This window comes from Streptomyces sp. NPDC007929 (assembly GCF_042959065.1).
Taxonomy (GTDB): domain Bacteria; phylum Actinomycetota; class Actinomycetes; order Streptomycetales; family Streptomycetaceae; genus Streptomyces.
In genome coordinates this window covers 93467-119784 of record NZ_JBIBKD010000012.1, presented here as the reverse complement: position 1 = coordinate 119784, position 26318 = coordinate 93467, and the positions used below count along the sequence as shown (strand labels likewise).

Genomic DNA, 26318 nt, shown 5'->3' with positions numbered 1-26318 from the left:
TCTGGATCGCAGCAGCAAGGAGCCGGCAGCGATGGCCCGCCGCAGCACGAAGACCCCGCCGCCCGACGACTCGTACGAGGAGCGGATCCTCGACATCGACGTCGTCGACGAGATGCAGGGCTCCTTCCTCGAGTACGCGTACTCGGTCATCTACTCCCGCGCCCTGCCGGACGCACGCGACGGCCTCAAGCCGGTGCACCGCCGCATCGTCTACCAGATGAGCGAGATGGGCCTGCGCCCCGAGCGCGGGTACGTCAAGTGCGCCCGGGTCGTCGGCGAGGTGATGGGCAAGCTGCACCCGCACGGCGACGCGTCGATCTACGACGCCCTCGTGCGCATGGCCCAGCCCTTCTCGATGCGCGTCCCCCTGGTCGACGGCCACGGCAACTTCGGTTCGCTGGGCAACGACGACCCGCCGGCCGCCATGCGGTACACCGAGTGCCGGATGGCCGCGGCGACGAGCCTGATGACGGAGTCGATCGACGAGGACACGGTCGACTTCAACCCCAACTACGACGGCCAGGAGCAGGAACCGGTGGCCCTGCCCGCCGCCTTCCCGAACCTCCTGGTCAACGGCGCCTCGGGCATCGCGGTCGGCATGGCCACGAACATGGCGCCGCACAACCTCCGCGAGGTCATCGCCGCCGCCCGCCACCTGATCAGGCACCCGAACGCCGATCTCGACGCCCTGATGAAGCACGTCCCGGGCCCGGACCTGCCCACGGGCGGCCGCATCGTCGGCCTGTCCGGCATCCGGGACGCCTACGAGTCCGGCCGCGGCACCTTCAAGATCCGGGCGACGGTGTCGGTGGAGCCGGTGACCGCCCGCCGCAAGGGCCTCGTCGTCACGGAGCTGCCCTTCACGGTCGGCCCCGAGAAGGTCATCTCCAAGATCAAGGACCTGGTCGGCTCCAAGAAGCTCCAGGGCATCGCCGACGTCAAGGACCTCACCGACCGCGCGCACGGCCTGCGCCTGGTCATCGAGATCAAGAACGGCTTCGTACCGGAGGCGGTCCTCGAGCAGCTCTACAAGCTGACGCCGATGGAGGAGTCCTTCGGCATCAACAACGTGGCGCTGGTGGACGGCCAGCCGCTCACACTGGGCCTCAAGGAGCTCCTGGAGGTCTACCTCGACCACCGCTTCAACGTCGTACGGCGGCGCTCGGAGTTCCGCCGCGGCAAGAAGCGCGACCGGCTGCACCTGGTCGAGGGCCTGCTGACGGCCCTGCTGGACATCGACGAGGTCATCCGCCTGATCCGCTCCAGCGAGAACTCCGCGCAGGCCAAGCAGCGCCTGATGGAGCAGTTCTCGCTGAGCGAGGTGCAGACGCAGTACATCCTCGACACGCCGCTGCGCCGCCTGACCAAGTACGACCGCATCGAGCTGGAGTCGGAGAAGGACCGGCTCACCGCCGAGATCGAGGAGCTGACCCGGATCCTGGACTCGGACTCCGAGCTGCGCAAGCTGGTCTCTTCCGAACTGGCCGACGTCGCCAAGAAGTTCGGCACCGATCGGCGTACGGTGCTGCTGGAGTCGGGCGGTGCCCCGGTCGCGGCCGTGCCGCTCCAGGTGGCCGACGACCCGTGCCGGGTGCTGCTGTCCTCCACGGGGCTGCTGGCGCGTACGGCGAACGCCGAGCCCTTCTCGGAGGCGCCCGGGGCCAAGCGTGTGAAGCACGACGTGATCGTCTCGGCGGTGCCGGCCACCGCCCGCGGTGAGGTGGGCGCGGTCACCTCGGCGGGCCGGCTGCTGCGGCTGAACGTGGTCGACCTGCCCCAGCTCCCGGAGTCGCCGGCGTCGCCGAACCTCGCGGGGGGCGCGCCGCTGGCGGAGTTCGTCACCCTGGAGGACGACGAGACGGTGGTCTGCCTGACCACGCTCGACGAGTCGTCGCCGGGCCTGGCGCTCGGCACGGCCCAGGGCATCGTCAAGCGCGTGGTGCCGGACTATCCGGCCAACAAGGACGAGCTCGAGGTGATCACCCTCAAGGAGGGCGACCGGATCGTGGGCGCGGTCGAGCTGCGCACCGGCGAGGAGGACCTGGTCTTCGTCACCGACGACGCGCAGCTGCTGCGCTTCCAGGCGTCCCAGGTCCGCCCGCAGGGGCGTCCGGCGGGCGGTGTGGCCGGCATCAAGCTCACCGAGGGCGCGAAGGTCATCTCCTTCACGGCGGTGGACCCGGCCGTGGACGCCGTCGTCTTCACCGTCGCCGGATCGCGGGGCACGCTGGACGACTCCGTCCAGACGACGGCGAAGCTGACCCCGTTCGACCAGTACCCGCGCAAGGGCCGGGCCACCGGCGGCGTCCGCTGCCAGCGGTTCCTGAAGGGTGAGGACTGCCTGTCCCTGGCCTGGGCGGGCCCCGCTCCCGCGCTCGCGGCCCAGAAGAACGGCACCCCGGCCGACCTCCCGGACATCGACCCGCGCCGTGACGGCTCTGGCGTGTCCCTGGCGAAGACGGTGGCGGTGGTGGCCGGACCGGTCTAGGCCGGGTCCGCGCCCTGCTCCTCGGGGTCGCGTACGTACCTCAGGACGCCCCACATGCCGTGCTCGTCGGCGTGTGGGGCGTCGCTCCTGGACGCCTCCAGCTCCTTCTCGAGCGCGGCGGCGTCGATCCCCGAGCCGATGAGGACCAGCTGGGTGAGGCGCTCCTCGCCGTCGGGCCAGGGCTCCGGGTAGAACCGCAGGAACCGCCCGACGGCATGGACGGCGTAGCGGTTGCGGACGTCGTGGGGCCCGAAGTCGACGTAGCCCTTGATCCGGTACAGCCCTTCGGGGCGGCTGTCGAGGAACGCCATCAGCCGGCGCGGGTCGAGGGGGGCCTGGGAGACGAACGACAGGCTGTCGTAGGCGGCGTGCAGGTGACCGGCGTGATGGTCGGCTTCGTGGACGTCGGCTTCGTGGACGTCGGCTTGGTGGAAGTCGGCTTGGTGGAGGTCGTCGTCCCCGACGTGCTCGTGCAGGTCGTCGAAGGACAGCTGCCCGATGCGTTCCTCGCTCGGCCGGCAGTCGAAGAGGAACTCGGGGTCGATCCGGCTGTAGGTGGCCGGGACGACGGCGGCGCGGTCGACGAGGCTCCGCACCAGCCCGAGGACGCGCTCGCCGTCCGCTGCCCGGTCCAGCTTGTTGACCACGACGAGGTCGGCCAGCGCGAGATGCCGGTCGATCTCGGGGTGCCTGGCCCGGGTGTCGTCGAACTCTGCGGCGTCGACGACCTCCACGAGCCCGCCGTACACCACCCCCGGATGCTCGCTGGCCAGCAGCATCCGCACGAGTTCCTGCGGCTCGGCGAGACCGCTGGCCTCGATGACGATGACGTCGATGCCGAGGCCGGGCTCCGCGAGGCGCTCCAGGTACTGGTCCAGTTCACTCGCGTCGACGGCACAGCACAGGCAGCCGTTGCCGAGGGAGACCGTGGAGTCGCCGAGCGCTCCCGCAACGGCCATCGCGTCGATCTCGATCGCCCCGAAGTCGTTGACGAGGGCGCCGATACGGCTGCCGCCGCTGCGGTGCAGGAGGTGATTGAGCAAGGTGGTCTTTCCCGAGCCGAGGAATCCGGCCAGGACGACGACCGGGATCTGCTGCGGTTTCGGACTCGGCTGACTCACCGTGCGACCTCTCTCGCGCCGACGCGTGCACCGGCTCGCGCTCCCGGCACACGTGGGAAATGGGGATGCCGCCCCAGGATACGAGCCATGAGATCCACTCTTGAGTGAACGATTGTTAGCAGCACTCGCGGGGCAGACGTTGGGCATGGCGCCGGTTTGTGCGACCCTCGCTTCCCTCCGTGCGCCTCCTCTCCGCCTCCCCGCCGATCAGAGCCGCTCGGCACTCTGGGAGACGGCAAGCGCCGCCCACCGCTCGCCGGTCCCCTCCCGTCGACCCGCACCCCGACGACCGGCGGACGGCCGCCTGAACCGGGGGTTGACATGACCACACAGAAATTTGGGTTCCGAGGGCTGAAGGCCACCGCCTCGGCAGGGATGGGCCTGGCGGCGGGTGCCGCCGTCGCCCTGGCCCTGCAGTGGCCCGCGTTCCACGCGTTGCGCGCCAGGATCGAACACCTGGAGGAGGCCGCGCAGTCACAGCGCCGGACCAACTTCGCACACCAGCAGCGTCTGCACTGGGAGTTGCTGAGCAAGGCGATGGACGACCCGGAACTGGCCGAGGTCCTCGACGCCTACGACGGAACCGTCTCCCCGAGGAAGCAGCGCCAGTTCCTCTTCGCCAACGCCCTGTACACCAACGCCCTGTGCTACTACCGCATGGGCAACGTGACGAGAGAGGAGTTCTTCGGGTTCGCCCGGAGCATGCTGCAGAACCCCCTCTTCAGGGAGTACTGGTACGCCACCCGCCCGCATCGGGCGACCCTCATCGACACCTCCGACGAGGCCGGTCTGGGCCGCATGGTCGACGATCTGCTCGTGCAGCTGGAGGAGGCGGACATCGACGAGTGGTGGGTGGTCGGGGACCCGCCGGTCGAGTAGATCGGGGCTCCGGCCGTAAGCTCCGCACCTCACGCGTCACCCTCCGGAACGGATCACACGGCTGGGCGGTAACGAACCCATAAAGCGGCGCGTTTGCCCAGGTGCCAACAAGGTTGACTACTGCGCATCCCGCGAACCGGGTCGACCACCGCCGAACCGCCGCTCCACGCCGCCCGGTTGTCGAGGCCGCGGCCCCACAGGGCCGCATCGCACCGCAGGCGCAGTGCGCACCACGCCTCGAGATCAAAAGGAACGCAAGAACAGTGAGCCACATCATCCGTCGGATTGGCACCCCTCCCAGCGCGCGGGGCAGTGCAACTGGTGCCAACTGCCCCGATATCTTCGAGCTGTCCGACGGCAGGTTCGCTGTGATCGGCACGGACCTCACCGAAGAGCTGGACGGGAAGCTCCCCGCCGACGCGTCCAGGGCGGACTACGAGCGCATCGTCGTGGTCTCACGCAGAACCCTGATCGACGCCAAGGTGGACATCCCCGACGCCTGATCCGGTCGGTCACCGACGGGATCCGGCATGAAGGCCCGGCACCTTTCCGGTGCCGGGCCTTCATGCCCCGCCGGCCTCCTCGGTCAGGCAGGCAACGGCGCCGGAGCCTCCGGTCCCACATACCGGGCCACCGGCCGGATGATCTTCGTGTCCTCCGCCTGTTCCAGGATGTTGGCGCTCCAACCCACCACGCGCCCGGCAGCGAAGGTCGGGGTGAACATCTCGCGCGGTAGACCGCACAGTTCCATGACCACGCCCGCGTAGTACTCGACGTTGGTGTGGAGTTCCCGGCCCGGCTTCAGCTCCGCCAGTATCGCCTCGATGTGACGCTCGACCTCGACGGCGAAGTCCACCCGCGGCCCGCCGAACCCCTGGGCGACCTCGCGCAGCATCCGGGAGCGCGGGTCCTCCGTGCGGTAGATCGCGTGCCCGAAGCCCATGATGCGCTCACCGGCGAGCACTCGCTGACGCACCCACGCGTCGATACGGTCCGGCGTCCCGATCGCGTCCAGGGTGTCCAGCGCGCGACTGGGCGCACCCCCGTGCAGCGGCCCCGACAGCGCCGCCACCGCCCCGGCGAGGCACGCCGCCACGTCCGCACCCGTCGACGCGATGACCCGGGCCGTGAAGGTTGACGCATTGAATCCGTGATCAATGGTGGAGATCAAGTACTGCTCGATCGCCCGCGCACGCGGTTCGGAGGGCTCCGAACCGGTCAACATGTACAGGTAGTTCGCCGCATAGGACAGGTCCTCGCGCGGCTCCACCGGATCCCGCCCCTCGCCCAGCCGGTGCAGCGCGGCGAGCAGCGTGGGCACCGCCGCGGCCGCCTCGATCGTGTCCTGCCGACGCCGGTCCGCGTCGATGTCGTACACGGGCCGGAACCCCTTCGCCGCCCCCAGCAGCGAAAGGGCCGTCCGCATCCCGGCGAGCGGACCGGAACGCCCGCCGGCCGCGGCGACGGCCGGCAGCGCCGCCCGCACCTCGTCGGGCAGCCGTCGCAGCGCGGCGGTCTCGGCCGCGAAGGCCGCACCGCGCGCCGGGTCCGGCAGTTCGCCGTGGACGAGGAGATGCCAGACGTCCTCGAAGCTGCGGGTCCGCGCGAGGTCGACGGCCGAGTACTGCCGGTAGTGATAGAAGCCCTCCAGACCCCGGACGTCACCGATGCGGGTGTCGGTGACGACCACACCGGCGAGCCCCCGAGGCACTTCGAGAAGAGTGGCTGCTGACCTGTTCACGGACATAACTTCCTCCCTGGACTTGATTCGACTGTCCATGATTGACTCAATGTCTGTCAATATTGATTGAATCAATACATCGGTCAATGGACCAGCAGACGGATACGGTGACCCCCATGCGCGATCAAGAGCCCGCCCCCTTCGACGCGGAACGGCGGTTGAGCACCCGGGAGGCCGCCGAGCTGCTCGGTGTGAAGCCGGAGACCGTGTACGCGTACGTGAGCCGCGGGCAGCTCACCAGCCGACGGGTGAGCGGCGGGCGGGGCAGCACCTTCGACGCCGGGGAAGTCGAGGCGCTCGCGCGGCGCAACCGGCGGGACGGCTCGGGCGGTTCCGGCGGGGGAAATGCCGGGGGCGAGCTGTCCGTCCGTACCCGCCTCACGCTCATCGAGAGCGACCGCTTCTTCTTCCGCGGCGTCGACGCGGTCGACCTGGCCACCCGGCACACCTACGAGGAGGTCGCCGAGTGGCTCTGGACGGGCCGGATGGTCCCGGGCATCACGTTCACCGCGCCGCCCGGCTCCGTGTCCGTCGCCCGCCGCGCCGTCGAGGCGCTGCCCGAGCACACCGCGCCCGCCGACCTGCTGCGGGTGGCGACGGTCGCCGCCGCGACAGCCGACCCGCTGCGGTTCGACCTGTCCGAGGACGCCGTGCTCGGCACCGCGCGCACCCTCATCCCCACACTCGTCGCCGCCCTGCCGCCGAGGGGACACGACCGCCGTGACGAGGGCCCCCTGGCCCACCGTCTGTGGACCAGGCTCTCGATGCGCAAGGACCCCGACGAGGCGTCCCTGCGCGCCCTGGACGCCGCGCTCGCCCTCCTCGTCGACCACGACCTGGCCGCCTCCACCCTCGCCGTGCGCGTCGCCGCCTCGGCCCGTGCCCACCCCTACGCGGCGGTCTCCGCCGGGCTGGGCGTGATCGAGGGCCCGCTGCACGGCGCGGCCAGCGGGCTCGCCCACCGGCTGCTGCAGGACGTACTCGAACAGGGCGACGCGGCCCCCGTGATCGCGGACGAGCTGCGCGCGGGCCGGCGCGTCCCGGGCCTCGGCCACCGGCTCTACCCCGGCGAGGATCCACGCGCGCGTGCCCTGTTCGCCCTCCTGGAGCGCATCCCGCGGGCGGAGTCCGCTCTGCTCGCGGCCCGCGACATCGTCGAGACCACCGCCCGGCACGCCCCGCTGCACGCCAACGTGGACCTGGCGCTCGCCGTGCTGACGGTGACCTGCGGCATGGCGCCGACCGCGGGCGAGACGATCTTCGCCGTGGCGCGCACGGCGGGCTGGATCGCCCACGCCCTTGAGGAGTACGGCGAACGCCCCCTGCGGATGCGCCCGAGTGGTCTCTACGCAGGTCCGAGGCCTCCGCAGCCACTGCCGGAGTAGCGCGGGGCGGGGCCGAAATTCGCGGCGGCCGAAGTCAGGTTAGGCTCACCTCTGTGAGTACGTGCTCAAGCGTCTCCCGGGACTTCGACGAGCCTGTTTCGGGAACCGCGGCCACCGCGAGGACCTGGCTGTTGATCGAACAGCCCGGTCCGTGGGGTGCCAAGGCGCTCACTTCGAGCCACCTGGACCCCGCCCTGGGACGTGCCCTGGAGGCCGCCGCCCAGGACACCGGCGTTCGGATCGCGCTCATCCGCCGCCCCGGACGCCACGCGGACCGCCGCATGCCCGCCACACGCCGCGTGTACGTCGCACACGTCGTCCCGGGGAACGTGTGGCTGCACAGCGCCTCGACCTCCGACCCGGGACAGCTGCTCGGCCTCGACTTCGCCGCACTCGGCCGGGGCGACCACCGCACGTTCGACGCCCTGCTCGGCGGCCGGCCCCACGACGGCGACCCGCTCGCCCTCGTCTGCACCAACGGCAAGCGCGACCGCTGCTGCGCACTCCTCGGCAGGCCCCTCGCGGCCGAGCTGGCGTCGTCCGGGGTCGAGGGCGTCTGGGAGGTCACCCATCTGGGTGGTCACCGCTTCTCCCCCACGGTGCTCGTGCTGCCGTACGGATACGCGTACGGCCGGGCAGAGGCCCACTCCCTCAAGGAGGTCCTGCACGGCGCCCGGGAGGGGCGGATCGTCGTGGAGGGGTGCCGGGGCAGCTCCGCCTGGGAACGGCCCGGTCAGGCCGCCGAGCTCGCCGTGCGCACCAGGACGGGCGAGTACACCGCGCAGGCGCTGAGCGTCGTCCGGACGGTCGGTTCGGCCCCGCGCTGGGAGGTGACCGTCGCCCACACCGACGGACGCCGCTGGCAGGTCGACGTGGCCCAGAGCGCGGCGCTGCCGGCCCGCCCGGAGAGCTGCGGGGCATCGGTCCTCGGTTCGCCGGCGCGGATGAACGTGGTGGCGGTGCACGGGGTGAGGATGGCGACGGCGCTGGCCGGCTGACGGTGCGGCTCGCCCTGAACGGTGTCGGCGGCGTGGCGCTCCTTTCCGAAGTGTCCCGGATCTCGTGGCGACGGGGCGCTCCCGTCCGGAGGGTTCCGGATCTCGTGGCGGTGCCGCCTCCCCGACGCCCTCACCTTGGACTGCGCTCACCTTGCATTTCGCGCCCCTTGGAATTTCGCTCACATTGCTCGAGAGATCCACGCCACACCCGTCTAGGGCAGGCAGCCGGCCGCACGTACCGTCTTGGGTATGAGCCCCACTCCCCCCGCACGCCGCCTGCGCCTCGGCCTGCCGCGGCGGGTGTTCTCGCAGGTGCTGCTGATGCAGGTGGCTATCGCCGCGGGAGTCGCGGTGCTCGCGACCGGGCTGTTCCTCGCGCCCCTCGGCAACCAGCTGGACGACCAGGCGATGCGCCGCGCGCTCGCGATCGCGCAGACGACCGCGCAGCAGCCGGGGCTCGCACGAGAGGTGCGGCAGACGCCGCCGTCGCCGAACGGTCCGGTGCAGCGGGAGGCGGAGCGGATCCGCAAGGCCACCCAGGCCGAGTACGTCGTGGTGATGGACTGGCGGGGCGTGCGCTGGTCGCACACGGACCCGAAGCAGATCGGCGGCATCGTCTCCACCGACCCCGGCCAGGCCCTGGCCGGCAAGGAGGTCATGGAGATCGACAGCGGCACCCTGGGCCGCTCCGCCCGGGGCAAGGTGCCGCTGCGCGACAGCGACGGCACCGTCGTCGGCGCGGTCTCGGTCGGCATCGCCTACGACAGCGTCCGGGCCCGTCTGATCCACGCGATCCCGGGGCTGCTCGCGTACGCCGGGGGCGCCCTGGCCGTGGGGGCGCTGGCCGCGTGGGTCATCTCGCGGCGGGTCCAGCGGCAGACGAGGGACCTGGCCTTCTCGGACATCGCGGCGCTGCTGTCCGAACGCGAGGCGATGCTGCACGGCATCCGGGAGGGGGTCGTCGCCCTGGACCGCACCGGCCGCATCCGCCTCGTGAACGACGAGGCACAGCGCCTGCTGGGCATCGGGGAGTCGGTGGTGGGCCGCTCCCCCGACGAGGCGCTCGGCGCGGGCCGTACGGCCGATGTGCTGGCCGGACGGGTGACCGGGACGGATCTGCTCACCGTGCGCGGGCAGCGGGTGCTGGTCGCCAACCGCATGCCCACCGACGACGGCGGCGCCGTGGCCACCCTGCGCGATCGCACCGAGCTGGAGCAGCTGGGCCGCGAACTGGACTCCACGCACGGTCTGATCGACGCCCTGCGCGCCCAGGACCACGAGCACGCCAACCGTATGCACACGCTTCTGGGGCTGCTCGAACTGGAGATGTACGACGACGCCGTCGAGTTCGTCGGCGAGGTGGTCGGTGACCACCGGGCCACCGCGGAACAGGTCACGGAGCGGATCGAGGACCCGCTCCTCGCCGCCCTGCTGGTCGGCAAAGCGACCGTCGCGGCCGAACGGGGCGTCACCCTGTGGGTGTCGGACCGGACCAGGCTGCCCGACCGGCTGGTCGACCCGCAGGGACTCGTCACCGTCGTCGGGAACCTGGTGGACAACGCCCTCGACGCCGTCGCCGGCACGCCGCACGCGCGCGTGGAGGTCGAACTGCTCGCCGAGGGGCGTACGGCCGTCCTCAGGGTGCGCGACACGGGGCCCGGGATCCCGCCGGAGCACCGGGAGTTGATCTTCACCACGGGATGGTCGACGAAGAAGCCGCCGTCTCACCGCGAGCGGGGTATCGGGCTCTCCCTGGTGCGCAGGCTCGCCGAACGGCAGGGTGGCAGTGCGACCGTCGGGGAGGCGCACGGCGGGGGCGCGGAGTTCACCGTCGTCCTGCCCGAGGCGCTGGCCGAGCCGGGCCCGGAGCCGGCCGTCCTGACCGCGCCGTCAGCTCCGCAGACCACCGAGGAGAAGTCGTGATGATCGAGGTCCTGGTCGTGGACGACGACATGAGGGTCGCGCGGGTCAACGCCGCCTACGTCGAGAAGGTGCCGGGCTTCCATGTCGCCGGCGTGGCCCACAGCGCCGCGGAAGCACTCCACCGGCTGGAGACGCTGCCCCGGCTCGACCTGGTTCTCCTGGACCACTACCTCCCGGACGCGACGGGCCTCGCGGTCGTCCAGGAGATGCGGCGACGCGGCGACCAGACCGACGTGATCATGGTCACCGCAGCCCGGGACGTCTCCACCGTGCAGGCCGCGATGCGGCACGGCGCGCTGCAGTACCTGGTCAAGCCGTTCGCCTTCGCCGGCCTGCGCGCCAAGCTGGATGCCTACGCCGAGCTGCGCCGCACCCTCGACGGCGGTGGAGAGGCCGAGCAGGCCGAAGTGGACCGCATCTTCGGGGCGCTCTCGGCCCCGTCGGAACCCGACCTGCCCAAGGGCCACTCGCCCACCACCGCCGAACTGGTCCGCCAGTCCCTGATGAACGCGGGCGGGCCCCTGTCCGCCCAGGAGATCGCCGAGCGGACCGGAGTGAGCCGCCAGACCGCCCAGCGCTACCTGAAGCTCCTGGAGCGCACGGGACGGGCCAGACTCACCCTCAAGTACGGTGACGCGGGCCGCCCGGAACACCGTTACGTATGGGCGACCCGCAGCTAGCGCGACAGCCGGCCGGCTCCCCCACCAACGGGTGCCGAGCGCCCTCCTGTCATGACACTGAAGTCACCCGCCCCTACGCCGCTCCGGCACCCGTCAGCGAGCGCACCTCGGTCTCCGCGTGCCGGGCCTCGTCCGGGACCTCCGCCGAGGTGACCGTGCCCAGCCAGCCCGCGAGGAAGCCGAGAGGGATCGAGACCAGACCCGGGTTCTGCAGCGGGAAGCACTGGAAGTCGGCGCCCGGGAAAAGCGAGTCCGGGCTTCCCGAGACCACCGGGGACAGCACCACGAGCACCACCGCCGGGACCAGACCGCCGTACACGGCCCACACGGCGCCCCGGGTGGTGAAGCCGCGCCAGAACAGGGAGTAGAGCAGGACCGGCAGGTTCGCCGACGCGGCGACCGCGAAGGCCAGGCCGACCAGGAACGCCACGTTGAGATCCCGCGCCAGCAGACCGAGAGCGATCGCCAGCACACCGACACCAACGGCCGCGACACGGGCCACGGCCACCTCGCTGCGCGGCTTCCCGCCCCGGCGCCGCAGGGAGGCATACAGGTCGTGGGCCACGGACGCCGAGGACGCGAGCGTGATCCCCGCGACCACGGCGAGAATCGTGGCGAAGGCGACCGCGGCGACGATCGCGAACAGAACCGTCCCCCCGGTGGAACCCGCACCCCCGCCCAGATCGAGCGCCAGCAGCGGAACCGCGGTGTTCCCGGCCGCGTTCGACCCGCGTACCGCGTCCGGCCCCAGGATGGCGGCCGCACCGAACCCGAGCACGATGGTCATCAGGTAGAAGCCGCCGATGAGACCGACGGCCCAGACGACCGAGCGGCGGGCGGCCCGCGCGGTGGGCACCGTGTAGAAGCGGGACAGGATGTGCGGCAGCCCCGCCGTCCCCAGCACCAGGGCCAGCCCCAGACTGATGAAGTCGAAGCGGGCCGTCCAGTCCCCGCCGTACTTCAGCCCCGGCGCCAGAAACGCCTCGCCGTGCCCGCTGCGCTCCGCCGCCGTGAGCAGCAACCCGTCCACATCACCGTGGAAACGCACCAGGACGAGCACCGTCAGCACGATGGTGCCGCCGAGCAGCAGAACGGCCTTGACGATCTGGATCCACGTGGTCGCCCGCATCCCGCCCAGGGACACGTAGATCACCATGAGCGCGCCCACGCCGACTACGGTCCAGTCCCGCGCCGCGTCGCTCGTACCCCCGAGCAGCAGCGCCACCAGGCTGCCCGCGCCGACCATCTGCGCCACCAGATACAGCACGGACACCGTGACGGAGGAGGTTCCCGCCGCGATGCGTACCGGCCGCTCCCTCATCCGCGCCGCCACGACATCGGCCAGTGTGAACCGGCCGCAGTTGCGGACCAGTTCGGCGACCAGGAACAGCACCACCAGCCACGCCACGAGGAAACCGACGACATACAGCAGCCCGTCGTAACCGAACAGGGCGATGAGCCCGGTGACCCCGAGGAAGGAGGCGGCCGACATGTAGTCGCCCGCGATGGCAAAACCATTCTCCATGGGTGAGAACAGCCGCCCGCCCGCGTAGAACTCCTCCGCCGAGCCCCGCCGGTTGCGGCTGACCCACGTGGTGATCCCCAGCGTGACCGCGACGAACGCGCTGAAGAGCAGCAGTGCCAGCGTCTGGTGTTCCCCCGTCACGACGTACCCCCGTTCATGCCACGCGTCAGTTCCTGTGTGTCCCATCGCAGTTCGAGCGCGGCCCGGTCCCGGCGCAGTCGCGCGTGCCGCGCGTACGCCCAGGTGAGCAGGAACGTGGACAGGAACTGCCCGAGCCCCGCCACCATCGCCACGTTCACCGCCCCCGCCACGGGCCGCGCCATCACATCCGGCACCGTCGTGGCGGCCACCACGTAACCCACGTACCAGGCGAAGAAGGCCACGAAGGCCGGCACCACGAACCTCCGGTACCGCCGCCGCACCTCCTGGAAGGCCGCACTGCGCTGCACTTCCAGATACACCTCGGCCGCGGCGGCCCCCGCACCGCTCGTCGTCCGTGCCGACGGGACCACCGCGGGTCCGTACGCCCCGTCACCGGCCGACTCTCCCCACCCCGAGGCGAGGGCGTCGTACCAGGGATCGTCGTACCTGAGCTGTCCGGCCTCCGCGGACGGGACCGGGTCATGACCGTCGAGAGGCTCGGCCCAACTCTCCTGGCCGGCCCCGCCGCCACGGGGACGGCCCTTGCTTCGCTGCATGCCCAAGGATGGACAGAACGGGAAGATCCCCGACTCTTCTTCCCCTCGGTCTTCACCCCTTCAGGTGACTAACCCGCTGGTGGCCGCACGAGTCTCTTCGCGTAGGCGTAACGCACCGCCTGCGCACGATCCTTGAGCCCGGTCTTGGTGAACAGGTTGTTGATGTGGGTCTTCACGGTCGCCGTGGAGACATGCAGCCTCCGGGCGATCTCCGGGTTGCTGAGCCCCTCCGCGATGAGGAGCAGCACCTCCATCTCCCGGGCGGTGAGCCCGTCGGGCGGCTCGGGCGGTGCGATCGGTCCGCGCTCGGCCCTCGCGAGGCGCTCCAGCAGGCGTCTCTGGATGCCCGGTGAGAGGCCCGCGTCTCCCTTCAGCACGCTGTGCACGGCCCGCACGATCTCGTCCCCGCCCGCGTCCTTGGTGAGATAGCCGCGGGCCCCCGCCTCCAGCGCCGGGAACAGCGACTCGTCGTCCGCGAACGTCGTGAGCACCACGACCTGTGTCCCGGGGTACTCCGAGCGGATCCTGCGGGTCGCCTCCACACCGTCGCAGCGCGGCATTCGCAGGTCCATCAGCACCACGTCCGGGGTGAGGTCCTCGACGAGCGCCACTGCCTCCTCCCCGTCCCCCGCTGCACCCACGACCTCGATCCCGGGCAGCAGACCGAGCAGCATCACGATGCCCTCCCGCACCACGGTCTGGTCGTCGGCGACCACGACGCGAGCGGTCTTCGGCTCGGCGGTCTCCTGTGTCATACCGGCACCTTCAGCGTCACCACGAACCCCTCCTCGCCCGGCCCGGCCTCAAGGGAGCCGCCCAGCAACTCGGCCCGCTCCCGCATGCCCAGCAGACCGTATCCGGCGCCCGTCCCGGTCAGTTCGCCCGGCGATCCTCCCGAGTCCCGTACGTCCAGGGTCACTTCGTGGGGTCGGTAGTCGAGCCTGAGGTGCACCTTGGCGCCCGGGGCGTGCTTGCGGACGTTCGTCAGTGCCTCCTGTGCCGCTCTGCGCACGGCCTGGGACGCCTCGGTCGGCAAGGGCCTGCGTTCACCCGTGACGGTGATCTCGGCGCCTGCGGCCGTGCTGACCAGCTCGTTCAGGAAGTCCTCCAGAGGGGTGTGCTCTCCGCGCAGGGCGGAGAGTGCCTGCCGGGTCTCGGCAAGGCCGCCTCGCGCCATCTCCCGCGCCGCGACCACGCGTTCGTGGATCCGCTCCCGCTCGCCGCCCCTCTCGATCAGCAGCCGAGCCGCCTCCAGGTGCACGAGTTGGGCCGAGAGACTGTGCGCCAGCACGTCGTGGATCTCCCGCGCTATGCGGGCGCGCTCCGCGAGCGCCGCCGTCTCCGCCTCGGCGGCACGCGCTGCCCGCTCCTGGGCGAGGAGCCGCTGCGCGCTGCCGCGGGCCTCGGCGTCGAGGCGCAGCGTGTAGCCGGCCAGAATGAAGCCGATGCAGGTGACCACGGTCGTCAGCACGTCGTCGTTCTGGGCGACCCCGTACGCGCCGAGTGCCACTCCCGCAGTGCTCAGGGCAGCCACGGCCGGCAGCCTCTCCAGCGCGGAGACGGCGCAGCCGCACCACATGACCAGCGCGGCGACATCGAACCCGGACAGCTGGGCTGCCAGAGCGACGGTCAGCAGCAGGCCGAGCGAGGCCAGTGACGGCCACAGCCGGTGCTCAAGCGTGGTGCGGAAGAACGCCCAGGCGAGAAAGGCCGCCACCAGAACTCCCACGGCACCGCCCGCCGCCTTCCAGCCGCCCGCGTGGCTGTCGGAGAAGGCACCCCACAGCAGCAGTCCGAGAACCAGCGTCCGCGCTGTCCAGGCCAGCACGCACCGGGAACGTGAGAGTCCCTCTCGGCTGAGCGCCTCCCGGGAGGGCCAGCGCGTCCAGACGTTGCCCTTCACAGGCGTTCCCTCCCCACGGACCAGGCCGTGCCGTCACCGTACGCCCCGCTCGGCGTCACGGCGGGGCGCAGGGACTGCCCGCGCCAGGCGAGGATCCCGGCCCGGACGAGCAGGGTGCCGGCGAGCCCCAGCAGCAGGGCGGAGCTGTCCTGGTGCACGCCGGTTGCTGCACCGACCGCGAAGAGACCGGCGCGCAGACCGATTCCGACGGCCCAGACGGCGAGGCTCGCCGCGCTGCTGCTGCTCCAGACCGTGCCGTCCGGCTCCGCCCAGAGGCGAGTGGTCCAGGCCCAGCCGGCTCCGGTGGCCAGACTGACGAGCAACTCGGCGCCTAGCAAGAGCACCGAGGCCGTGTGGTGGTGGACGTCGAGCAGACCGGGCTCGCGCAGCGCGAGGACGAGCAGGACCGCCGGGAGCAGCCACCAGCGGCGCTCGCTGTCTATCCGGCGGGCACGGAACTGCCGGGCTGTCACCACGACGGCAACGAGCACGATCAGCAACGCGTCGACGAGCCCGGACATCACAGCCTCCGTGAGCGAGAGGGGGGTACCGGCAGCGGGTGCTGCCGACGCCTTCGACGCTACGGAAATCTCCAGGTCACGGGATCGGAGCGGGGGTGGATCACGGGTGGATCCTCGGCTGTGCGTCTCTCCACCCGAGGGTGGAGAGACGCTGCGAGGCGGCCGGGGCGGTGGTGTCCAGGCACCTCGAAGTGCCTGAGCGCCGCGAGACGGGCGGGGTCTCGAAGCCCACCCGCCCCGGCGAACAGCCCGGGCGCCGCCGCTGCTACGCGTCGATCCGCGAGCGGTCCAGCGTCGCCGCCGAGTTGGAGATGAACTCCTTGCGCGGCGCCACGTCGTTGCCCATCAGCAGATCGAAGACCTGCTCGGCGGACTCCAGGTCGGAGAGGTTGATGCGGCGCAGGGTGCGGTGACGCGGGTCCATCGTCGTCTCGGCCAGCTGGTCGGCGTCCATCTCGCCGAGGCCCTTGTAGCGCTGGATCGAGTCCTTGTAGCGGATGCCCTTGCTCTGGAACTCCATGAGCTTGTCGCGCAGTTCGCGGTCCGAGTACGTGTAGACGTACTTGTCCTGGCCCTTCTTCGGCTGAACGATCTCGATGCGGTGCAGCGGCGGCACCGCCGCGAAGACCCGGCCGGATTCGACCATGGGCCGCATGTAGCGGTGGAACAGCGTCAGCAGCAGCGTGCGGATGTGCGAGCCATCGACGTCGGCGTCGGTCATCATGATGATCTTGCCGTAGCGGGCGGTGTCGATGTCGAAGGTCCGGCCTGAACCGGCTCCTATGACCTGGATGATCGCGCCGCACTCGGCGTTCTTCAGCATGTCCGTCACGGACGACTTCTGGACGTTGAGGATCTTGCCGCGGATCGGCAGCAACGCCTGGAACTCGGAGTTCCGGGCGAGCTTGGCCGTACCGAGCGCGGAGTCACCCTCGACGATGAACAGCTCGCTGCGGTCGACGTCGTCGCTGCGGCAGTCGGCCAGCTTGGCGGGCAGCGAGGAGGACTCCAGGGCCGTCTTGCGCCGCTGTGCGTCCTTGTGCTGCCGGGCGGCGATGCGCGTACGGGCCGCGGCGACGGCCTTCTCCATCACCACGCGGGCCTGCTGGGCGGCGTCCCGCTTCGTGGACGTCAGGAACGCCTTCAGCTCCCTGGAGATCACCGTGTTCACGATGCGACGGGCCGCCGAGGTCCCGAGGACCTCCTTGGTCTGCCCCTCGAACTGCGGCTCGGCCAGGCGCACGGTCACGACCGCCGTCAGGCCTTCCAGCGCGTCGTCCTTGACGATGTCGTCCTCGGCGACGCGTAGCAGCTTCTTGGCGCGGAGCACCTCGTTCATCGTGGCGGCCACGGCCTGCTCGAAGCCGGCGACATGGGTGCCGCCCTTGGGCGTGGCGATGATGTTCACGAACGACTTCAGGGTCGTGTCGTATCCCGTGCCCCAGCGCATCGCCACATCGACGTCGAGCTCACGGGTGACCTGGGTGGGCGTCATCTGACCGTGCTCGTCCAGGACCGGGACGGTCTCCTTGAAGGTGCCCTGGCCGGAGAAGCGGAGGACGTCGCACACCGGCTTGTCGCTGGCCAGGTACTCACAGAACTCGCTGATTCCGCCGTCGAAGCGGAAGGACTCCTCGCCCTTGCTGCCGCCGTCGCCGAGACCGTACTCGTCGCGCACGACGATGGTCAGGCCGGGCACCAGGAACGCGGTCTGGCGGGCGCGCTGGTGCAGCGTGTCGAGGTTGAGCTTGGCGTCCTTGAGGAAGATCTGGCGGTCGGCCCAGTACCGCACGCGCGTACCGGTGCGGGTCTTCGGGATCTTCTTGGCCTTGCGCAGTCCGCTCTTGGCCTCGAACTTGGCCTCCGCGCCGTTCCCTGTGAAGGCGCCGGGCACTCCGCGCCGGAAGCTGATCGCGTGCGTGTGGCCACCGCGGTCCACCTCGACGTCCAGCCGGGCGGACAGCGCGTTCACCACGGAGGCGCCCACGCCGTGCAGACCGCCGGAGGCGGCGTAGGAGCCACCTCCGAACTTGCCGCCGGCGTGCAGCTTGGTCATGACGACCTCGACACCGGACAGGCCGGTCTTGGGCTCGACGTCGATCGGGATGCCACGGCCGTTGTCCCGGACCTCGACCGAGCCGTCGTCGTGGAGGATCACCTCGATGTGATCGCAGTACCCACCCAGGGCCTCGTCGACGGAGTTGTCGATGATCTCCCAGACGCAGTGCATCAAGCCACGGCTGTCGGTCGACCCGATGTACATCCCCGGGCGCTTGCGTACGGCCTCGAGCCCCTCGAGGACGAGCAGGTGCCGCGCGGTGTAGTTGGAACCGTCCCGGTCTGCTCCTGCCAGCAGAGCTGTGGACGGCACGGACGTTTCGGCGGTCACGCGGTTCGCTCCTCGCTGAATTTCAGATGGGGCCCTCATGGGTAAGGGCGCGGCTTCAGTCACCGGTGAGAGGGTACCGAGGCCTGGTAGAGCCGTTGTAACGCCACCCTCGTCGGAAACTCACACTAGTCCACACTCGCATGCGTGTTCGATCCCTCGATGGAGTGAAGTACACATCACGTTCCCTTCCAGGCATGAACCATTTAGGCTCCGGGCACGTCCTCATGAACAACCGGCAACCCAGCCGGGAGGACCGACCACCGATACAACGCGAAGCCCCGTAAGACACATAGACACGCAATACGGCACATTCGCCGCCAACCGGCAGCAGACAGCCGCCTCGCAAGATTGTTTCGAGGAAAAGCCACGAGCGGGAACGTTTTGGGGCTGGTTGGATGTTGACCCTGGTACGACAGCTCGTCGAGCTAGAGAAGAGGCGACGTGACTACTGTTCTGACCCCCGCGAGCCCGCTGACGGCCGCTGATCGCTGCGACCGCTGCGGCGCCCAGGCGTACCTGCGCGTCGTCCTGCTCAGCGGCGGAGAACTGCTCTTCTGCGCCCACCACGGCCGCAAGTTCGAGCCGGAACTCAAGAAGATCGCCGCTGAGATACAGGACGAGACGGAGCGGCTCACGTCCGCTCCCGCGAACGCCTCCGAAGAAGAGCGCTGAGACCTCGCGTCCGACGACGAGCCAGCCCGGCACAGGCCGGTGAGCGGGCGGTTGCCCCGAACCAGGGGCAGCCGCCCGTCCTCGTGTGTGCAGTCGGTTCCGCCACGCAGTGGTTCGAGCACGCAGCGCTTCCGGCGGACAGCGGTCCAGGCGGACAGCCGTCCAGGGACCCAGCCGCTCAGGCGCCCAGTCGCTTCAGGGCTCCGCCGGAGACATCACGGCATCTTCGAGACCCTTACCCCGTGCCCCTGGGGCCACCGGGTGTCAGGCCCCGCCCGAGCATCACTCCCGTGACTCAGCCCGCCTCACGCAGCGCCTGAGGCCCGCGCCCAGCCGAGTGTCCGCATGATGTCGGACACCCGCATGTACACGCCGGGGCTGCCGGCCCGGCCGCAGCCGATCCCCCAGGACACGAGCCCGATCAGGCGCCCTTGGGCCACCAGCGGCCCTCCACTGTCCCCCTGACAGGCGTCGCGGCCCCCTTCGGCCTCGCCGGCGCACAGCATGCTCGTGGCGTCGTAGGTGCCGTTGGAGCCGCCCGGGTAGGCCTCCTCGCACAGGGCGTCGGGGAGTACCCGCACACGCGCCGCCCGCAGGCTGTCGGGGTACTCACCGGCACCCGAGGTGTCGCCCCATCCGTATACCGTGGCGGTCTCGCCCGCCGTGTACGCGGGGTCACCATCGGCCGCCATGCCGATGACCGGGTCGCCCCGAAGCGGTGCCGCCAGGGTGAGCACGGCGAAATCTCCGGCATTGCTGACACCGTCGTAGGCCGGGTTCACCCAGGTGTCACGCACAGTGACCTCCTGGCCGTCGCGGCCCGTGAGCAGGTCTGTGCGTCCGGCTATGACCTTGAGGTCGCGTACCCGCCCGGGCGGACCGCCCAGGACGTCCTCGTCCAGGCAGTGGGCCGCCGTGAGCACGGTCGAGCGACCGACCGCGACGCCTCCGCAGAACTGCCCCGCGCGCGTACCCCCGAACCGGTCACGACTGGACAGTGCCACCGTCCACGGACTCTGGGACGCCTCGACGGGGAAACCGCCTATGACCACGCTGTCGGCGGCCACAGGGGCACTGGAGCCCATTACCAGGGCCGGTACCGCGACTGCCAGGACCAGCGGCAGGACCAGAGCTCGTGCCCGACGTCGACGCATACGCGCTCCTCACTCCGTGGTGTCCGTGGGACACCCAGAGTGATCCATCCCTCGAAACCCCGCACCCGCGGCAGGACGGCACGGCACCACGAAGGCCCGGCCCCCCCTCGGGGGACCAGGCCTTCGGTGTCGTACGGCCTCGCTCAGTCGAGGTAGTCGCGCAGCACCTGCGAGCGGGACGGGTGGCGCAGCTTCGACATGGTCTTGGACTCGATCTGGCGGATCCGCTCGCGCGTGACGCCGTAGACCTTGCCGATCTCGTCGAGGGTCTTCGGCTGACCGTCGGTGAGGCCGAAGCGCATCGAGACGACGCCGGCCTCGCGCTCGGAGAGGGTGTCCAGGACGGAGTGCAGCTGCTCCTGCAGGAGCGTGAAGCTGACCGCGTCGGCCGGAACGACGGCCTCGGAGTCCTCGATGAGGTCACCGAACTCGCTGTCGCCGTCCTCGCCCAGCGGGGTGTGCAGCGAGATGGGCTCGCGGCCGTACTTCTGGACCTCGATGACCTTCTCGGGGGTCATGTCGAGTTCCTTGGCCAGCTCCTCCGGGGTGGGCTCGCGGCCCAGGTCCTGGAGCATCTGGCGCTGCACGCGCGCGAGCTTGTTGATGACCTCGACCATGTGCACCGGGATACGGATAGTGCGGGCCTGGTCGGCCATGGCGCGGGTGATGGCCTGACGGATCCACCAGGTGGCGTACGTGGAGAACTTGTAGCCCTTGGTGTAGTCGAACTTCTCGACCGCGCGGATCAGACCGAGGTTGCCCTCCTGGATGAGGTCCAGGAAGAGCATGCCGCGGCCGGTGTAGCGCTTGGCCAGGGAGACCACCAGACGGAGGTTGGCCTCCAGGAGGTGGTTCTTGGCACGGCGGCCGTCCTCGGCGATGATCTCCAGCTCGCGCTTGAGCTTGGGAGCCAGCTTGTCGGCGTTCGCGAGCTTGTCCTCCGCGAACAGACCCGCCTCGATGCGCTTGGCGAGCTCGACCTCCTGCTCGGCGTTGAGCAGCGGGACCTTGCCGATCTGCTTGAGGTAGTCCTTGACCGGGTCGGCGGTGGCACCGGCGGCCGCGACCTGCTGGGCGGGTGCGTCGTCCTCGTCCTCGTCGGAGAGCACGAAGCCCGCGTTCTCGGTGGTGCCCTCGGGCTCCTCACCGGCCTTGCCGGGGGCTGCCTCCTCGAGCACCTCCTCCTCGATGATCTCGGCGTCGTCCTTCTTGGCGCCGGTCTTCTTGGCCGCCGTCTTCTTGGCGACGGTCTTCTTCGCTGCCGCCTTCTTGGCGGTCGTCTTCTTGGCAGCCGCCTTCTTGGCGGGTGCCTCCTCCTCGGCGGCGGGCTCGGTGGCGGGCGCCGCCGGCGTGGCGGTGGCAGTGGCCTTCCGGGTGGTCACCGCCTTGGCCGCGACCGTCTTGGTGGCGGTGCGCTTGGCGGGACTCTTCGCTGCGACGCTCTTTCGGGTGCGCTTGGGCTCTGCGGCACTGACCATCAGCGTCACACCCTCTTCCTCGAGGATCTGGTTGAGGCTGCGCAGTACGTTCTTCCACTGAGTGGCCGGAATCTGGTCAGCTTCGAAGGCCCGACGCACGTCATCGCCGGCGATCTGCCCCTCAGCCTTTCCCCGCTCAATGAGCGCCATGACAGAGACGGACTCGGCGATCTCCGGCGGGAGCGTACGGGATGTGCTGGCCGACACGAACAACCTCTCGGAACGTTGGAAAACGGCTTCCGGCCCCGCCCATAGTGGACAGGAGCCGACCACCGGCTTGGGGATGGGCCGACGGCGCGGGCGGGGGCCGGGAAGATGCACAGCGCCGTGAACGACGTCCGTATTCCCTCCGCGGCTGTCACCTCTTAGGTCATCGCGTTCTTCCCACGAGCGTTACGGCCAATCCGCGTGGCCCGAGTCACACCCCGTAAGCGAACAAAAACGGTCAGACAGTGACAGACAAGGTCACATTCAATGCCGACCTGGCTGCCCGTCGGGCCCCGACCCCCTTTGCGCCGTCGGACCCCGCAGGATCTCAAGGATCCCACGGGGTCCGACGGGGAGGCGGATCACCGAACCGGCACTGCCACAGGAGGGGGGTGGCACACCCGGCCGCGCCGCCCGCGGAACGCGGTCAGTGCTCGCGCGGGGCGGGCACGACCCGTTCCACCTCAGGGTGGACCGTCAGGAGTTGGCGCATGGCCGCCTCGGCCGCCGTACCGTCGCCGGCGGCGAGGGCGTCACAGATGCGGCCGTGGTGGGCCAGGGACGCCTCATTGGGCCGGTCACAACCCGTGACCGGGCCGCCGGAGACCTGCAGGGCCGCGGAAACGATCCCGGAGAGGTGCTCCAGCATGCGGTTGCCCGCGACCTGGATGAGCAGCGAGTGGAACTCGGCGTCGGCACGGGAGAACGTGAGCGCGTCACCCTGGGTCATCGCATGCCCCATGATCTCGACCATGTCCACGAGGCGCTGCTGGACGTCCTCGCGCCCGTGCCCGGCGGCGAGGCGGGCGGCGAGCGGCTCGATCGTCCACCGCAGCTCGCTCAGCTCGCGGCGCTGGTCGTCGCGCTGCGGCCCGAAGGCCCGCCACTCGATGATGTCCGGGTCCAGGAGATTCCAGTCGCTGACCGGGCGCACACGCGTGCCGACGTTGGGACGGGCGCTCACCAGACCCTTGGCCTCCAGAACCCGGAGCGATTCACGGACGACGGTGCGGGAGACCTCGAAGCGCTGGCCGATCTCCTCGGGCACCAGAGGGCGGTCGGCGCCCAGGTCGCCGGACACGATCATCTGACCCAGCTGTTGGACGAGTTGGCCGTGCAGCCCGCGCCCGCGGCTGCCCGCGGCGCGGCGGCCCACGCGGCCCAGCTCGGGGTCCCCGCCGTCCCAGGCGGGGATTCCGACACGGTCGACGGCGGGCGCCTCGGCGTACGGGTAGCGGTCGAGTTCGCCCGGGCTCGCGAGGCCGGAGTCAGCGGAGCGGGCGGCGGTCATCATGGTGTGCGCAAGGGTACTCACGCATCCTTTGTCGGCGTCGTCTCCAACTCCCTTAAGGTCTTTGGTGAAAAGCACACGAAAGGGTGATCGCTCACCCCGTCGCAATTGACGCCTTATCGGAAAGAAATGGGCGTGCTGCGGGGAGTTGTGCGCATGGCCGGACTAAGGGTTACGGACAGTCGTCACCGGAACCTGCTCCGCAGGGTGGTGAGCAGATACGCGCAGAGCAGCGTGGTCAGCGACAACGTCAGTGCCCCGCCTACGGGTTGGGAGACGATCTTGAGCGCGGCCTCCAGGTAGCGCTCGCCCCCGAAGGGCCACTGCGGCAGAAGGGCCTCCCGCAGCCGCGCGGGGAGTCCGGCAGCTGTTCGCACGGACGGCCCGTTCACGAGCTTGTGCACGACAGGCACGACGAGGACGGGGACGGCACCTACGGCGGCGAGTCCGGCCGAGGTGGACCGGAAGACGCCTGCGGCCAGTACACCGGCCCAGGCGCAGCCGACCACGAGCCCGATCCAACTGACACCCAGGGAAAACCAGTCGACGGGAACCTGGGCGAGTTCCCGTCCGTAGACGAGATAGAGCACTTCGGCATCGCAGCCGACGGTGAGGACGGCCAGCACCAGCGCGGTGGCCGAGGAGACGAGCAGTTTGGCGGCCAGCAGCCCCAGCCGGCGGGGCACGGTGCCACGGTCCGCAGCCAGGGCGGGGTGGCGGAACTCGTCGCCGAAGGACAGCGCGCCCAGCAGTCCCGCGCCGAGCGCTGCGGGCGGCAGCGGAAACTCCTGCGGCCAGGCGGCCAGCAGGCGCGGCTGCGGAGTGTGCCCGATGCGTGCGAGCACCACGGCGATCACGGCGGACAGGGCGAGCGTGACGGCCCCGGTCAGGAACCCGGTGCCGATCCCGGTGGCACGGCGGATCTCGTAGCGAAGAGGACGCAGGGGGCTGGGGCCGGGACGGACAGCGATGGGGGGCGGCAGAGGAGGCAGTGCGTCGAGCGTTCCGGCGGCGCGCGCACGGGCTGGGCGTGGCGCCCTGCGAGCAGAGGTCGCGAGCGAGGTCGCCGACGGACAATCGCCGCTCGGGCGACCGGCTGACGAGGCACTCAAGGACTCATCTGGCTCGGCATCGGGCAGCTGCGGTTGCCCGAACGACAGTGAGGGTGTGTTCGCGACGGGCTGCGGAGCGTCAGGGTGCGGTTCCAGGGCGGGCGTGTGCGCCGACTCTGGCCCATCGAGACTTCGGTCAGGGGTCCCGTCGGAGATGCGTCCCGACTCCACCTGGTCCCGGTCACGCGAGGCAACAGTGGCGGCGCGCCCTGCGTCGTCGCGGCACCCACCGGAGGCTCCGCTTGCCTGAGTACTCCCCGCACCGGGCCCCATGTCGCCGATCTCGTCGGCGAGTTGGTGAACGACGATGCCATGACGGAACGCGATCTCGCCGATGTCCGCGCACGTACCGCCGTACACCGAAAGGCGGTTGCCGTCCTCTCTGACGACTTCGAGAGAGCGCTGCGCGGTGCGGGCCTGCTTGGCCAGGAGAACCGCCAGACGGGCCGCGTGCGGGCTGCGTACGGCGACTCGGGGGCGGAGGCGGGTGCGCGAGAACTCCGCGGCCTCCTGGTCGGCCACGAGCCTGCCCTGCTCCAGGGTGACGACCCGGTCGGCCGTGCGCGCGGCCTCCTTGGGGTCGGACATGGTGAGAAGAACCGTGCCGCCCTGGGCGGCGTGGGCGCGCAGCATGCCGTGCAGCCAGGTGGCCTCACGCGTGGAGAGCCCGTCGGCCGGGTCGTCGAGGACGAGGGTGTGCGGGTCGGCCAGGAGGACGCCGGCCAGCCCGAGGCGTCGGTCCATGCCGCGGGAGAGGGTGCCGAGGCGTTCCTCGCGCAGGCTCACGAGCCCGACAATCTCCAGGACTTCGTCGGCACGCCGGGCCGGGACGCCCGCGGCGGCACACAGCATGCGCAGATGTCCCCGGACCGTGCGGGCGGGATGCCCGGGCACGTCCCCCAACAGGACACCGACTTCACGCGAGGGATGGGCGATGCGATGCAGCGGACGGCCCCGGAAATGGGTGAGGCCGCGCCCCTGTTGCAGTTCGAGCATCAGTCTGAGAACCGTCGTCTTGCCGGCGCCCGGCGCTCCGAGCAGCGCGGTGATGCGACCCGCCCGTGCCTCGAAGGAGATGTCGTCAACCGCGGGCGGAAGCTCTTTGCGTGGGTTGCTGGTCAGTCCGAAGGCCTGGATCACTCGCAGCAAGATAGCGCGCTATGTCCGGTTTTTCGGGCACCCCGAGATCCGCCCCGGGCGGGACCGTCACCCGCGACCGGACTGCGTGCAGGTCGAGTTCCGGGCCCGGCGAGGCCCGTGACAGGCGCGCCCGGCAGGCCCGTCGGTCACACCTCGGGGCGCAGCATCGGGGGGTTGAGCAGCGTCGCGCCACCGGCACGGAAGAGCTGAGCCGGGCGTCCACCCTGCCGGGTCGTCGTCCCGCCGGTGGGAACGAGGAAGCCGGGCGTCCCCGTGACCTTGCGGTGGAAGTTGCGCGGGTCGAGCGCCACGCCCCACACCGCCTCGTAGACACGGCGCAACTCCCCGACGGTGAACTCGGGCGGGCAGAATGCGGTGGCCAGCGACGAGTACTCGATCTTGGATCTGGCGCGCTCCACTCCGTCCGCGAGGATCTGCGCGTGGTCGAAGGCGAGTGGCGCCACCGGCTCGGCGTCCCGCCCGTAACCACCCTGCTGCAACAGTTCCTCGACCGGGGCCCAGCGCGCGTTGCTGGCGTCTCCGCCGGCCCGGGGTGCGGGCAGGTCGGGGGCGAGGGCGAGGTGGGCGACGCTGACGACCCGCATCCTGGGGTCCCGCTTGGGGTCTCCGTAGGTGGCGAGCTGCTCCAGATGTGCGCCGTTGTCCTGAGCCGGGGCGGACGGGTCGTGGACGCTCAATCCCGTCTCCTCGGCCAGCTCCCGAGCCGCGGCCTGCGCCAAATCCTCGTCGGCCCGTACGAAGCCGCCGGGCAACGCCCAACGTCCCTGGAACGGCGGTTCGCCCCTGCGTACCGCCAGCGCACACAGAGCATGGCGGCGCACGGTCAGTACGACCAGGTCCACGGTGACGGCGAAGGGCGGGAACGCTGACGGGTCGTAGGGCATGCGGCGATCATAGTCGTCTGCTTGACGATAAACACTCCCTTCTGAGGTCCCATCCCCTACTGATCCACTTCGGTCGGGTTCGAACTCCACTGCCTCCCACTTGGTCCT

The 26318-nt window shown here is 70.6% G+C and carries 21 protein-coding genes; 8 read left to right on the top strand and 13 right to left on the bottom strand.

Features of this window, described 5'->3' with window-relative positions; all coding sequences use genetic code 11:
* Positions 1 to 31 precede the first annotated feature (31 nt).
* Positions 32 to 2488 (top strand): DNA topoisomerase (ATP-hydrolyzing), encoded by a 2457-nt coding sequence (locus tag ACFZDE_RS33340; protein WP_390994720.1) that lies wholly within the window; start codon positions 32 to 34, stop codon positions 2486 to 2488.
* Here ACFZDE_RS33340 and ACFZDE_RS33335 read toward each other — a convergent pair.
* Positions 2485 to 3609, bottom strand: coding sequence for a GTP-binding protein (locus ACFZDE_RS33335; RefSeq protein ID WP_391206418.1), 1125 nt, complete (start codon positions 3607 to 3609; stop codon positions 2485 to 2487). The genes ACFZDE_RS33340 and ACFZDE_RS33335 overlap by 4 nt on opposite strands.
* 321 nt (positions 3610 to 3930) lie before the next feature.
* Between ACFZDE_RS33335 and ACFZDE_RS33330 the strand changes: the two genes are divergently transcribed.
* Positions 3931 to 4488, top strand: a complete 558-nt coding sequence (locus ACFZDE_RS33330; RefSeq protein WP_391206415.1) for a DUF6082 family protein — start codon at positions 3931 to 3933, stop codon at positions 4486 to 4488.
* A gap of 275 nt (positions 4489 to 4763) precedes the next feature.
* Positions 4764 to 4991 (top strand): hypothetical protein, encoded by a 228-nt coding sequence (locus ACFZDE_RS33325; protein ID WP_391206647.1) that lies wholly within the window; start codon positions 4764 to 4766, stop codon positions 4989 to 4991.
* Between the two features lie 83 nt (positions 4992 to 5074).
* On the opposite strand, the gene ACFZDE_RS33320 is transcribed toward ACFZDE_RS33325, so the two are convergent.
* The gene (locus tag ACFZDE_RS33320; protein ID WP_391206412.1) at positions 5075 to 6235 is read right to left on the bottom strand and encodes a citrate synthase; all 1161 of its coding nucleotides are present in this window, start codon (positions 6233 to 6235) and stop codon (positions 5075 to 5077) included.
* A gap of 110 nt (positions 6236 to 6345) precedes the next feature.
* Between ACFZDE_RS33320 and ACFZDE_RS33315 the strand changes: the two genes are divergently transcribed.
* From ACFZDE_RS33315 to ACFZDE_RS33300, 4 genes are all read left to right on the top strand, one after another.
* Positions 6346 to 7614, top strand: coding sequence for a citrate/2-methylcitrate synthase (locus tag ACFZDE_RS33315; protein ID WP_391206409.1), 1269 nt, complete (start codon positions 6346 to 6348; stop codon positions 7612 to 7614).
* Positions 7615 to 7667: 53 nt separating this feature from the next.
* On the top strand, positions 7668 to 8612 hold the full coding sequence (locus tag ACFZDE_RS33310) for a sucrase ferredoxin (RefSeq protein ID WP_391206405.1): 945 nt from the start codon (positions 7668 to 7670) through the stop codon (positions 8610 to 8612).
* A 249-nt stretch (positions 8613 to 8861) separates the two neighbouring features.
* Positions 8862 to 10535: an ATP-binding protein gene (locus ACFZDE_RS33305; RefSeq protein ID WP_391206402.1), complete on the top strand. Its 1674-nt coding sequence runs from the start codon at positions 8862 to 8864 to the stop codon at positions 10533 to 10535.
* On the top strand, positions 10535 to 11215 hold the full coding sequence (locus tag ACFZDE_RS33300; RefSeq protein WP_390994986.1) for a response regulator: 681 nt from the start codon (positions 10535 to 10537) through the stop codon (positions 11213 to 11215). The genes ACFZDE_RS33305 and ACFZDE_RS33300 overlap by 1 nt, the downstream gene beginning before the upstream one ends.
* Positions 11216 to 11288: 73 nt before the next feature.
* Here the strand turns inward: ACFZDE_RS33300 and ACFZDE_RS33295 are convergent, their stop codons facing one another.
* From ACFZDE_RS33295 to ACFZDE_RS33270, 6 genes are all read right to left on the bottom strand, one after another.
* Positions 11289 to 12881 (bottom strand): cation acetate symporter, encoded by a 1593-nt coding sequence (locus tag ACFZDE_RS33295; protein ID WP_391206399.1) that lies wholly within the window; start codon positions 12879 to 12881, stop codon positions 11289 to 11291.
* The gene (locus tag ACFZDE_RS33290) at positions 12878 to 13438 is read right to left on the bottom strand and encodes a DUF485 domain-containing protein (protein ID WP_391206396.1); all 561 of its coding nucleotides are present in this window, start codon (positions 13436 to 13438) and stop codon (positions 12878 to 12880) included. The genes ACFZDE_RS33295 and ACFZDE_RS33290 overlap by 4 nt, the downstream gene beginning before the upstream one ends.
* Positions 13439 to 13506: 68 nt before the next feature.
* Positions 13507 to 14193 carry a response regulator gene (locus ACFZDE_RS33285; RefSeq protein ID WP_391206392.1) on the bottom strand — a complete coding sequence of 229 codons (687 nt, stop codon included), beginning with the start codon at positions 14191 to 14193 and terminating at the stop codon, positions 13507 to 13509.
* Entirely contained in the window at positions 14190 to 15341 is a 1152-nt protein-coding gene (locus ACFZDE_RS33280) for a histidine kinase (RefSeq protein WP_391206389.1), read from the bottom strand. The genes ACFZDE_RS33285 and ACFZDE_RS33280 overlap by 4 nt, the downstream gene beginning before the upstream one ends.
* The gene (locus tag ACFZDE_RS33275) at positions 15338 to 15862 is read right to left on the bottom strand and encodes a DUF1453 domain-containing protein (RefSeq protein WP_391206386.1); all 525 of its coding nucleotides are present in this window, start codon (positions 15860 to 15862) and stop codon (positions 15338 to 15340) included. The genes ACFZDE_RS33280 and ACFZDE_RS33275 overlap by 4 nt, the downstream gene beginning before the upstream one ends.
* 265 nt (positions 15863 to 16127) lie before the next feature.
* Entirely contained in the window at positions 16128 to 18251 is a 2124-nt protein-coding gene (locus ACFZDE_RS33270) for a DNA gyrase subunit B (protein WP_390994755.1), read from the bottom strand.
* A 441-nt stretch (positions 18252 to 18692) separates the two neighbouring features.
* Here ACFZDE_RS33270 and ACFZDE_RS33265 point away from each other — a divergent pair, with 441 nt between their 5' ends.
* Positions 18693 to 18923 (top strand): hypothetical protein, encoded by a 231-nt coding sequence (locus ACFZDE_RS33265; RefSeq protein ID WP_031103326.1) that lies wholly within the window; start codon positions 18693 to 18695, stop codon positions 18921 to 18923.
* 305 nt (positions 18924 to 19228) lie between these two features.
* On the opposite strand, the gene ACFZDE_RS33260 is transcribed toward ACFZDE_RS33265, so the two are convergent.
* The 5 genes from ACFZDE_RS33260 to ACFZDE_RS33240 all read right to left on the bottom strand — a co-directional run bounded on the left by ACFZDE_RS33260 (position 19229) and on the right by ACFZDE_RS33240 (position 26210).
* Entirely contained in the window at positions 19229 to 20077 is an 849-nt protein-coding gene (locus ACFZDE_RS33260) for a trypsin-like serine protease (protein ID WP_391206383.1), read from the bottom strand.
* A gap of 143 nt (positions 20078 to 20220) precedes the next feature.
* Positions 20221 to 21762 (bottom strand): RNA polymerase sigma factor, encoded by a 1542-nt coding sequence (locus ACFZDE_RS33255; RefSeq protein WP_184908320.1) that lies wholly within the window; start codon positions 21760 to 21762, stop codon positions 20221 to 20223.
* Between the two features lie 427 nt (positions 21763 to 22189).
* Positions 22190 to 23077 carry an FCD domain-containing protein gene (locus ACFZDE_RS33250; protein WP_390994760.1) on the bottom strand — a complete coding sequence of 296 codons (888 nt, stop codon included), beginning with the start codon at positions 23075 to 23077 and terminating at the stop codon, positions 22190 to 22192.
* 161 nt (positions 23078 to 23238) lie between these two features.
* The gene (locus ACFZDE_RS33245) at positions 23239 to 25305 is read right to left on the bottom strand and encodes an ATP-binding cassette domain-containing protein (RefSeq protein ID WP_391206379.1); all 2067 of its coding nucleotides are present in this window, start codon (positions 25303 to 25305) and stop codon (positions 23239 to 23241) included.
* Between the two features lie 146 nt (positions 25306 to 25451).
* The gene (locus ACFZDE_RS33240) at positions 25452 to 26210 is read right to left on the bottom strand and encodes an NUDIX domain-containing protein (RefSeq protein ID WP_030845456.1); all 759 of its coding nucleotides are present in this window, start codon (positions 26208 to 26210) and stop codon (positions 25452 to 25454) included.
* Between the last annotated feature and the right edge of the window lie 108 nt (positions 26211 to 26318).